Consider the following 9,421-nt stretch of genomic DNA (forward strand, 5'->3'; position numbering starts at 1 on the left):
GCTCAGGCGTCTATTGCTCTTCGCCGGCGCTGGTGTCGCCGTTCATGCTCGCGAGCAGGGTGATTTCTTCGGTCGACAGCACGCGCTCGACGTTGAGGATGATGACGAAATGGCCGTCCACCTTGCCCATGCCCTGAATGAAGTCGGCGCGGATCCTGGCGCCAAAGCTGGGTGGAGGCTCGATGTCGGCGCGCGGGATCTCCAGCACCTCATTGACCGCATCGACGATCACACCCAGATCCTGGCGCTCCTCGCCGTCGCCGAGTTCGACGATGACGATGCAGGTACGACGTGAAACCGTCGAGCCGCTGCCACCGAAGCGTGCGGAGAGGTCGATCACCGGCACCACTGCGCCGCGCAGGTTGATCACGCCGCGAATGAAGGCCGGCATCATCGGAATCTCGGTGATCTGACCGAACTCGATGATCTCCTTGACGTTGAGGATGCCGAGGGCGAATACCTCACCCCCGAGGCTGAAGGTGAGGTATTGCTGCGGACTGTGGTCCGCCGCGTCGGCGGCGGCGTGCTTGCTGATGCTAAGACTCTGGCTCATGGCCTGGCTCCTGCTTCTTGGCGTGTGCTCAGAATTTTTCGAAGTCGCTGGTGCTGAAGCTCACCGGCTTGCCGATTGCCGCGCGCGGCGCCGATCGTGCGGCCCTGGGGCGTGCTGCCGAATCCGCGCTGGATGCGGGCTTGCGTGCCGGGCTGCGCTTGGGTGCGGCCCCGACCCCAGCCCCGGCGTCGATGCTGAAGAAGCCCATCAGCTCCTGCAGCTGCCCGGCCTGTCCGCCGAGCTCTTCGGCGGTGGCGGCGAGCTCTTCGGAAGCGGAGGCGTTTTGCTGGGTGGCCTTGTTCAATTGCCCCATGGCGTTGTTGATCTGGCCCACGCCGGCGGTCTGCTCCTGGCTGGCGGAGGCGATCTCCTGCACCAGGTCGGAGGTCTTGTTGATCGAGGGCACCATCTCGTCGAGCAGCTTGCCCGCACGCTCGGCCAGCTGCACCGAGGTGCCGGCGAGCTCGCCGATCTCCTGGGCGGCGACCTGGCTGCGCTCGGCGAGCTTCCTGACTTCGGCTGCAACCACTGCAAAGCCCTTGCCGTGCTCGCCGGCGCGCGCGGCTTCGATGGCGGCGTTCAAGGCGAGCAGATTGGTCTGATAGGCGATGTCGTCGATGATGCCGATCTTGCCGGCGATGTTCTTCATCGCCTCCACGGTGGACTTCACCGCGCCACCGCCTTCACCCGCTTCGACCGAGGACTTGCTCGCCATGGCGTCGGTGACTCTGGCGTTCTCCGAGTTCTGGTTGATCGAGGCGCTCATCTGCTCGATGGAGGCCGAGGTCTCTTCCACGCTGGCCGCTTGTTCGGAAGACGACTGGCTCAGACTTTGCGCGGTGGCCGAGACCTGGCCGGCGGCGTTGGTGAGCGCATCGGCTGCGCCGCGCACCTGCTCGATGATCTCGGCGAGCTTGTCCATCGAGTCATTGACGGCGTTTTGCAGTACCTGGAAATCGCCGGCGTAGTCGTCGGTGATCTTCTGCGTCAGATCACCACCTGACAGCGCCACCATCACGCGCTTGACCTCGTTGATGGGGGCGATGACCGCATCGAGGGTGGAATTGACACCATCGACGATGCGACGGTAGTCGCCCTGGTGGCGGCTGGCGTCGGCGCGCGTGGCCAGGCGGCCTTCGACCGCGGCCTGGGCGAGCATGACGGCGTCGGCGACGAGCGCATTGACGGCGTCGATGGCGGTGTTGAGGTTGTTCTTGAGGGTGTTGAAATCACCGTTGTAGGTGTCGGTGATCTTGGCCGGGATGGCGCCGCGGGCGATCTGGTCGACATAGTCGGCAGCAACGTTCAGGGGCCCGATCACCGCATCCAGGGTGTCATTGACGCCTTGCACGATGCGGCGGTAGTCGCCCTGGTGGCGGCTGGCGTCGGCACGGGTGGCAAGCCGGCCGGCAAGCGCCGCTTCGACCAGCGTCCCCGCGTCTGCAATCATGGTCCCGACGCTGGTCTGCACGCCGGCTACGGCACGCACCACTTCGCCGACCTCGTCGCGGGCATCCGAGCTTAGCTCGAACTTGAAGTCGCCTTCGGCCATCTTTCTGGCCGCATCCATCACCTCGCCGACCGGGCGCGTGATCGAGCGCGTGATGAAAATGGCAAAACCGATTCCGGTCAGCAGCGCCGCGACCGCCAGCCCGATCAGCAGCGTCACCGAGTCCTTGCCTAGCGTCTCGGCATCGCGACCGGTTTTCTGCATCAAGTCGGTCTGGTAGGCGATGAACTTCTTCAAGCTGTCGAGATAGACCAGGAAAGCCGGGCGGTAGGTCGTCGCAAAAATCGTGGTCGCCTGATCGAAATTGCGCTGCTGGATCAGACCTTCGAATTCCTGCTGCAGATCCATGAACGATTGCCGGGCGGATTTGATGTCATTGAGCAGGCGCTCGCCCTCGTCGCCGAAAGACAGACCGTCTAGCGCTTCGAGGTCCTTGGCCAGCTTGGTGCGCTCTGCGTTCGCGGTCTGCGCGAATTCACGCAGGTCCGCGTCGCCGCGCATGATCAGCATGTTGCGGTGCATCATGCCGAGCATGCCGATCGAGTCGATCATGTCGTTCGAGGTCGCGACCTTGAAATTCTTGTCACCGACGAGGTCGGTGATTTCAGCCTGCAGGGCGTTGAGCCGCATGCTGCCGATGACGGCAATCGCGAGCAGCAGCAGCAGGACAACGGCAAAACCGATGCCGAGCCGCAGGCCTATTTTCAGGTTCTTCATGATGAACTCCAGGGAAATTCGAAAAGAGCTGGCTTCAGCTGCGTGAGGTGGTGGGGAGTGCGCGCGCGGCGCCGGGCACGTGCTGTGCTTCCTTGCTTGCGCAGCGCTGCACCAGGGCTTGAACGTCGAGGATGAGGGCGACTTCACCGCTGCCCAGAATCGTCGACCCGCCTATGCCCTTGATGTGACGGAAGATGCTGCCCAGGGGCTTGATCACGGTCTGGAACTCGCCCAGCAGCTGATCAACGACGATGCCCGATTTGCTGCCGGCGTAATGCACGACCACCACGTTCTGGCGTGAGGGCAGCTCGCCCTCCATGCCGAACAACTGGCGCAGACGCAGCAGGGGCAGCACTTCGCCGCGCAGATTGACGTAGTCGCGTTCGCTGCCTTCGGCGCTCAGTTCGATGCACTCGACCACGCTGTCGAGCGGGATGACGTAGGCGGCTTCGCCCACACCGACCAGGAAACCGTCGATGATGGCCAGGGTGAGCGGCAGGCGGATCGCAAAGCGCGAGCCCTTGCCGGGTTCCGAGCTGACGTCGATGCTGCCACGCAGGCCCTGGATATTGCGGCGCACGACGTCCATGCCGACGCCGCGCCCCGAGATGTTGGTGACCTGCGCTGCGGTGGAAAAGCCTGGCTCGAAGATCAGGTTGTAGATCTCGGCGTCGGTCAGCGCCTGCCCAGCTTGCACCAGGCCGCGCTCGATCGCCTTGGCGAGGATGCGCTCGCGATTGAGGCCGGCGCCATCTTCCACCACCTCGATGACGATGCTGCCCGAGTCGTGAAAGGCATTGAGCTCGAGCCGGCCGCGCGCCGACTTGCCGCTGGCTTCGCGCACCGCGGGCAGCTCCAGGCCATGGTCCATGGCGTTGCGCACCAGGTGCATGAGGGGGTCACCGAGCTTCTCCACCATCGACTTGTCGAGCTCGGTCTCGCCACCGCTGATGACGAGCTCGATTTCCTTGCCCATGTCGCGTGAGGTGTCACGCACCACGCGATGAAAGCGGTTGAAGGTGTCGCCGATCTGCACCATGCGCAGCTGCAGGGCAGCGTCACGGATGCTCTCCACCAGGCGGCCGGTGAGCGAGGTGGCTTCGGTCAGCGCCTCCGAGCCCGACTTGCTGGCGAGCAGGTTGACGCTGGCGCCGGCGATCACGAGCTCGCCGACGAGGTCGATGAGGCGGTCGAGCTTGTCGGCCGGGATGCGGATCAGGCGCGCTTCGGCGGCCTTGTTTTCGCTGACCTGCTTTTGCCTGGCGACGGCAGCGGCGACCAGCTCGGGCTGCACCACCTTGTGCTCGACGAGAATCTCGCCGATCTGTGGCGCCTGTGTCGGCGCTGCTGCGTCGGTCGCCGCCGCGCCCGCGAGGGGTGCGAGCTGTGCGCTCAGGCCCTCGTCGAGCTCGTGCTGGGTCAGCGCGCCCACGCGGACGAGGATCTCGCCCAGGCGCATGAGGTCCTCGGGCAGGGCGTTGATGAGCGTGAAGTAATCGTTCAGCCGGCTGTGCGGGGGCAGGATGTGGAGGGTGCATTCGTCGCGCACGAAGTCGAACACGCGTTCGATCGCGGCCTTGTCCGCGGTCGACGAGAAGCTGATTTCAAAACCCAGATAGCAGCGCTCGGCGTCCATCTCGGCGGCTGCCGGCATGGCGTCGGCCACGGTCTCCAGGCGTTCGATGTGGCCGATTTCGCCCAGATAGCGCAGGAAGTTGAGCGGGTCCAGACCGTTGCGCAGCACATCCGGGCCGAAGCGCAGCGAGATGTGCCAGCAGTCGGTTTCGACCGCGCCACCGCCGCTCGACTCGATCAAGGCGTCGAATGCGGCCGGCGTGCCGGCGGTCGGGTTTGTGTTTGGCGCCTGGGTGCTCGCGCCCTTGCCCGCCTGCAGGCGCTGCAGCAAGGCCTCGCCTTCGGCGCTGAGTTCTTCGTCAGGGGCGCTCGCTCCCGCCTCGAGCACGCCGAGCAGTTGGCCCATGTGGTCGCCGCAGGCCAGCAGCAGCGCGATGAGGTCGGCGTCGAGGGTGATTTCTCGGTTACGCAGCGTGTCCAGCACATTCTCGACGACATGGGTGAAGCTGACGATGTAAGTGCATTCGATGACGCCGGCGCCGCCCTTGATGGTGTGTGCGCTGCGAAAGATGGCATTGAGGGTGTCGTCGTCGCCGGGGTTGTGCTCCAGCTGCAGCAGGGCGGACTCGAGGGCGGCCAGCTGTTCGCGGCTCTCGGTGACGAAGACGGAGGTGATTTCATCCATGATGCGGGCCGTCCTCGCTCAGGCGCCGGCGGCCGGGATCAGCAAGGGATCGCCGAACTCCGCCGCCATGTTGTAGAAGTCGAGCAGCTCGCGCACTGCCTCGCTGTGGGCGACGATGTGTGCCTGCTTGCCCAGACGCTGGGCCTCGCGCTTGACCAGCACCAGCAGCTGAAAGCCGGCGGTGTCGATCTCGCCCACCGCGGAGAGGTCGATTTCCAGTCGTGTGCTGGCCTTGAGGGCGTCGATGAGCGCCTGCTTCTGCGTCGCGGCGTGGTAGATGGTCATGTCTTCGCCGATCGTGATGCGATCGGCGTCGTGGTCCTTTTGTGCGGCCATGCTCGGTCTCAGAACAGTTCGATCTTGGGGTTGGCGCCGTCTGCTGGCGAGCTTGCGCGGCCGATGGCCGTGTCGTGCGACTGGCGCTGCTGGTCCATCACATAGCGTGAATAGATCTGCTCCAGATGCTCGGCGAGCGGTGCATAAGCCAGATCGGGGCCATCGCTGCTCTCCATGCGTGCGGCCAGCGTGCTCATGTGTTCGTCGAGGCGGACCATGGCGTCCGCGGTGTGCTCGATCTGCTGCCGGGTGACATCCTGGAACTGCACGCTGGCAAGGGCATCCATGAACATCGTCGCCAGCTCCTCGCTACTGCCACGCACCGTGTCCATCGTGCTCGCCTGGCTGCGCAGGATGTCCTCGTAGCCCTGGCCCAGCTCGTCGAGCTGTTCGGCGAACAGGCCCAGCGCCTTGCGTTCGCGGTCAAGGTCGGTCGAGCTCAGCTTTTCCTCAAGCTGGGTCTCTATCGTGCTGGCGACACCCTGTATGCCGTGGTTGATCGCGAGCACGGCTTTTTCGGTCTCGCTCGACAGCTTGCGCACCTCGTCGGCGACGACGGCGAATCCGCGCCCGGCCTCGCCCGCGCGCGCAGCCTCGATGGCAGCATTGAGGGCGAGCAGGTTGGTCTGCCCGGCGATGTCCTTCACCAGGCGAGTGAGTGACTCAAGCGAGCGCGCCTCCTTCACCACCTGCGCCACCCGCACCTGGTCTGCGCGTGCCTCACTGATGCGGAACTCGATGTAGTCCTGCATCTGCGCGATCATCTTCTGCTTGTTGGCGATACGCAGCTCGGAGTCGTGTACGAGCTCGGCGGATTCGACTGAACGATTGACCACGAAGGTGTTGAGCCTGTCGACGACGGAGTCGATGATCTGCAGCTGGGCGCTGATGTCGTTGGCGGCGCGTTCGGTTTGCTGCACCACGCTGCCGAGCTGCTTGCGCAACACTTCGTTGAAGGCCGGCACCGTGCGCAGCTCGCGTGCGACTTCCTGGAACACCTGATCCTTGCGGTCGCGCTGGTCGGCGAGTTCATCGACCCTGATCTCCTGCCCGAAGGCGTGGTCGCGAAAGAACGCGAGCGAGACCATGCGCACGCCCACATAAGAGGCGAACACCACCAGCATGGAACCGATCGCGTTGCCCAGCGGCTGGGGGGTGCCCAGCGCAGGCAGCAAGCTCGCGTTGAACCAGCTGTTGAGGAAGAACACGGTGATGCCGGTTGCCAGGGCAATGCCAGCGAGCATCATCAACGAGCGGCGCAGGAAGGTCGATGAGTTCATGGTCAGCGCATGACGAGCTTGATGGTGTTGAGCAGTTCATCGGCCGAGGCGGGCTTGACGATCCAGCCCGTGGCGCCCGCCGCCTTGGCCTCGAGCTTTTTCGATTGCTGCGATTCGGTGGTGAGGAAAAGAATGGGCATGAAGCGATAGTTGGGCAGCTTGCGCACTTCGCGGATGAACTCGATGCCATTCATGCCGGGCATGTTCAGGTCGGTGATGAGCAGATCCACCTTCACGCCAGCCTGGAATTTCTTCAGCGCATCCAGGGCGCTGGGCGCCTTTTCGACGCCGTAGCCGGCCTTGCTCAGGATGCCGGAGATCGACAGCAGGATGGTGGCGGAGTCGTCTACGAGAAAGATGGTTTTCATTGCAATTCGGCTTGGATCTGATTGGAGGTTTTTCGTAGGCCATTAACGCAGCAGCGCTGGTGATGGGTCACGGGAGCTTGCTTGTGGGTGAATGGCCGCAAGCGTTCGCGTTGTTGCAGTCCACACGAGACCCAACGGCCGGTCTGTGGGTAACTTGATGGCGATCGAGCGATAAAGTTGATGTTAGTGGGTCGGGCTTGAAATGAATGTGATGAAATTGCTATATTTGATATAAATATATTTCTTGCAATATTAATTTTGTTTATATGAACGTATGTTCAGCGCCGGAGCGGGCGCCGCCAGGCGACTTCGCCCATCACATGGGTGGCTGCCACCATGCGCTCGTCGCCCAGCATCATCATCACGAACAGGCGCTCGCTCAGCTTGGCGCATGAGGCCATCCGACGCGCCAGCAAGGGCGTGGCCTGGGGGTCGAGGACGACCAGGTCGGCCTCCTTGCCGGGCAGGAAGTTGCCGATGCGATCATCCAGGTACAGGCTGTGCGCGCCGCCCAGGGTGGCGAGGTGGAAGGCGGACTGCGCTGACAGGCGCTGGCCCTTGAGCTGCAACACCTTGTAGGCCTCGTTCAGCGTCTGCAGCATGGAGAAGCTGGTGCCGGCGCCCACGTCCGTGCCCAGTCCCACACGTACACCGAGCGCGCGCGCGCGCTCCAGGTCGAACAGGCCGGAGCCCAGGAACAGGTTCGAAGTGGGGCAAAAGCTCATCGCGCTGCCGGTGGTGGCCATGCGCGCGCGGTCGACGTCATCGAGCCAGATGCAGTGCGCGTACATGCTGCGTGCGCCAAGCTGTCCGAAGCCGTCGTAGACATCGAGATAGCTGCGTGCTGTCGGGTGGAGGCGGGCGGTCCACTCCACTTCGCCGCGGCTCTCGGCCAGGTGCGACTGCAGGTAAAGCCCTGGGTGCTGGGCGAACAGGCGTGCGGCGCTCTCCATCTGTGCCGGCGTCGAGGTGCAGGCAAAGCGCGGTGTCACGGCGTAGAGCAGACGCTCGCGGCCATGCCAGCGCTCGATCAGGGTGCGCGATTCGGCCTCGCCGCTTGCCGCGCAATCGCGCAGCTCGGGTGGGCAGTTGCGGTCCATCAGCACCTTGCCGGTGATGAGGCGCATGCGCCGCTGCAGCGCAGCCTCGAACAGCGCATCGACCGAGCTTGCGTGCACGGTGGCGAAGGCCATCACCGTCGTGGTGCCGTTGCGGAGCAATTCGTCGCAGAAGAAATTCGCCACCGTGGCCGCATGCGCGGGGTCGGCAAAGCGCGCCTCGGCGGGGAAAGTGTATTTCTCCAGCCAGGCCAGCAGCTGCTCGCCGTGGCTGGCGATGATGTCGGTCTGGGCGTAGTGGGTGTGGGTGTCGACAAAGCCGGGCAGGATGAGCTGGCCGCGATAGTCGTCGTGCACGATGTCGGAGGGCAGCTTGGCCAGCATGTCGTCGGCGGGGCCGAGCTCGACGACGTGGCCGTCGCGGATGGCGAGGATGCCGTCGCTGAAGTGTTGCAGCGCTGCCGCGCCGGCAACCGCAGGGTCGGACAGGAAGTGCAGGATTTCGCCGCGCACGGCACGCAAGGAGGGCTTGGGGTTCATGACGGTCGCCTCATGCTTGAGGGTGGGCAGGTGGGCTCGTGGCCGGGCGCGCGAGAGCGTGGCGAGGTCTGGCGACGAAGCTCGATGCCATGGTAACGGAGGCCTCGGGCTGGAAGGCGGGTGCTCTGCATGGCACAGTGAGCACCCGATCAAACAGCGCGCGCGGAAACTCCGATGTTCTACGGCATCACCGACCTCACCACCTTCATTCTCGGCACCGTCTTCATCGTCTTGCTGCCCGGGCCCAATTCACTTTACGTCATGGCTGCGGCCTCGCGCTGGGGGGTGAGTGCGGGTTATCGCGGTGCGCTGGGCATCGTCGTCGGCGACACCATCCTCATGCTGCTCGCGGTCACCGGCGCCGCCTCGCTGCTGCGCACCACGCCCGAACTGTTCATGGCGATCAAGTACGCTGGGGCAGGCTATCTGGCGTGGATGGGTTTGAGCCTCATGCGTAGCGCGCTCACGACCTGGCGACGTGGAGACGAAACGGCCGCGCAGGTCGGCGACGGCCGCCCTCACTACCCGGCGCTGCGCGGCATGCCGCACCCCTTTCGCAGCGCGCTTGTGATCAGCCTGATGAATCCCAAGGCGATTTTGTTCTTTGTGTCGTTCTTCATCCAGTTCGTCGATCCCGGCTATGCCCATCCCGGTCTGTCCTTCCTCATCCTCGGTCTCATCGTGCAGGTGTGCAGCGTGCTTTATCTGTCGGTGCTGATCTTTGCCGGTGTACGCCTGGCCGCCCAGTTCCGCCGTCACCGCCGCCTTGCGGCGGGGGGGACGGCGGGGGGGGGGGGGG

General features: G+C 64.5%; 8 protein-coding genes. 1 reads left to right on the forward strand and 7 read right to left on the reverse strand.

Features of this window, described 5'->3' with window-relative positions; all coding sequences use genetic code 11:
• Nucleotides 1–10: 10 nt before the first annotated feature.
• The 7 genes from M622_RS25835 to guaD form a co-directional block, all read right to left on the reverse strand.
• Complete coding sequence (locus tag M622_RS25835) at nt 11–553, reverse strand: chemotaxis protein CheW (protein WP_021248483.1); 543 nt, start codon at nt 551–553, stop codon at nt 11–13.
• A gap of 28 nt (nt 554–581) precedes the next feature.
• Nucleotides 582–2,780 carry a methyl-accepting chemotaxis protein gene (locus M622_RS25840; protein WP_021248484.1) on the reverse strand — a complete coding sequence of 733 codons (2,199 nt, stop codon included), beginning with the start codon at nt 2,778–2,780 and terminating at the stop codon, nt 582–584.
• Nucleotides 2,781–2,814: 34 nt separating this feature from the next.
• Nucleotides 2,815–5,040: a chemotaxis protein CheA gene (locus tag M622_RS25845; protein ID WP_021248485.1), complete on the reverse strand. Its 2,226-nt coding sequence runs from the start codon at nt 5,038–5,040 to the stop codon at nt 2,815–2,817.
• Between the two features lie 18 nt (nt 5,041–5,058).
• Nucleotides 5,059–5,376: an STAS domain-containing protein gene (locus tag M622_RS25850; RefSeq protein ID WP_021248486.1), complete on the reverse strand. Its 318-nt coding sequence runs from the start codon at nt 5,374–5,376 to the stop codon at nt 5,059–5,061.
• A gap of 8 nt (nt 5,377–5,384) precedes the next feature.
• The gene (locus tag M622_RS25855; protein WP_021248487.1) at nt 5,385–6,656 is read right to left on the reverse strand and encodes a methyl-accepting chemotaxis protein; all 1,272 of its coding nucleotides are present in this window, start codon (nt 6,654–6,656) and stop codon (nt 5,385–5,387) included.
• Between the two features lie 2 nt (nt 6,657–6,658).
• Nucleotides 6,659–7,024, reverse strand: coding sequence for a response regulator (locus M622_RS25860; protein WP_021248488.1), 366 nt, complete (start codon nt 7,022–7,024; stop codon nt 6,659–6,661).
• A 278-nt stretch (nt 7,025–7,302) separates the two neighbouring features.
• A complete protein-coding gene (gene guaD, locus M622_RS25865; RefSeq protein ID WP_021248489.1) occupies nt 7,303–8,622 on the reverse strand; it encodes a guanine deaminase in 1,320 nt (439 codons plus the stop codon).
• A 174-nt stretch (nt 8,623–8,796) separates the two neighbouring features.
• Here guaD and leuE point away from each other — a divergent pair.
• On the forward strand, nt 8,797–9,421 hold a 625-nt coding region (leuE, locus tag M622_RS25870), incomplete at its 3' end, for a leucine efflux protein LeuE (protein ID WP_021248490.1).

It is taken from the genome of Thauera terpenica 58Eu, assembly GCF_000443165.1.
Taxonomy (GTDB): Bacteria; Pseudomonadota; Gammaproteobacteria; order Burkholderiales; family Rhodocyclaceae; genus Thauera; species Thauera terpenica.

Bases quoted from the DNA above. Each gene is read 5' to 3' on its own strand.
- M622_RS25835 (WP_021248483.1), bottom strand. From the start codon at position 553: ATGAGCCAGAGTCTTAGCATCAGCAAGCACGCCGCCGCCGACGCGGCG.
- M622_RS25840 (WP_021248484.1), bottom strand. From the start codon at position 2,780: ATGAAGAACCTGAAAATAGGCCTGCGGCTCGGCATCGGTTTTGCCGTT.
- M622_RS25845 (WP_021248485.1), bottom strand. From the start codon at position 5,040: ATGGATGAAATCACCTCCGTCTTCGTCACCGAGAGCCGCGAACAGCTG.
- M622_RS25850 (WP_021248486.1), bottom strand. From the start codon at position 5,376: ATGGCCGCACAAAAGGACCACGACGCCGATCGCATCACGATCGGCGAA.
- M622_RS25855 (WP_021248487.1), bottom strand. From the start codon at position 6,656: ATGAACTCATCGACCTTCCTGCGCCGCTCGTTGATGATGCTCGCTGGC.
- M622_RS25860 (WP_021248488.1), bottom strand. From the start codon at position 7,024: ATGAAAACCATCTTTCTCGTAGACGACTCCGCCACCATCCTGCTGTCG.
- guaD (WP_021248489.1), bottom strand. From the start codon at position 8,622: ATGAACCCCAAGCCCTCCTTGCGTGCCGTGCGCGGCGAAATCCTGCAC.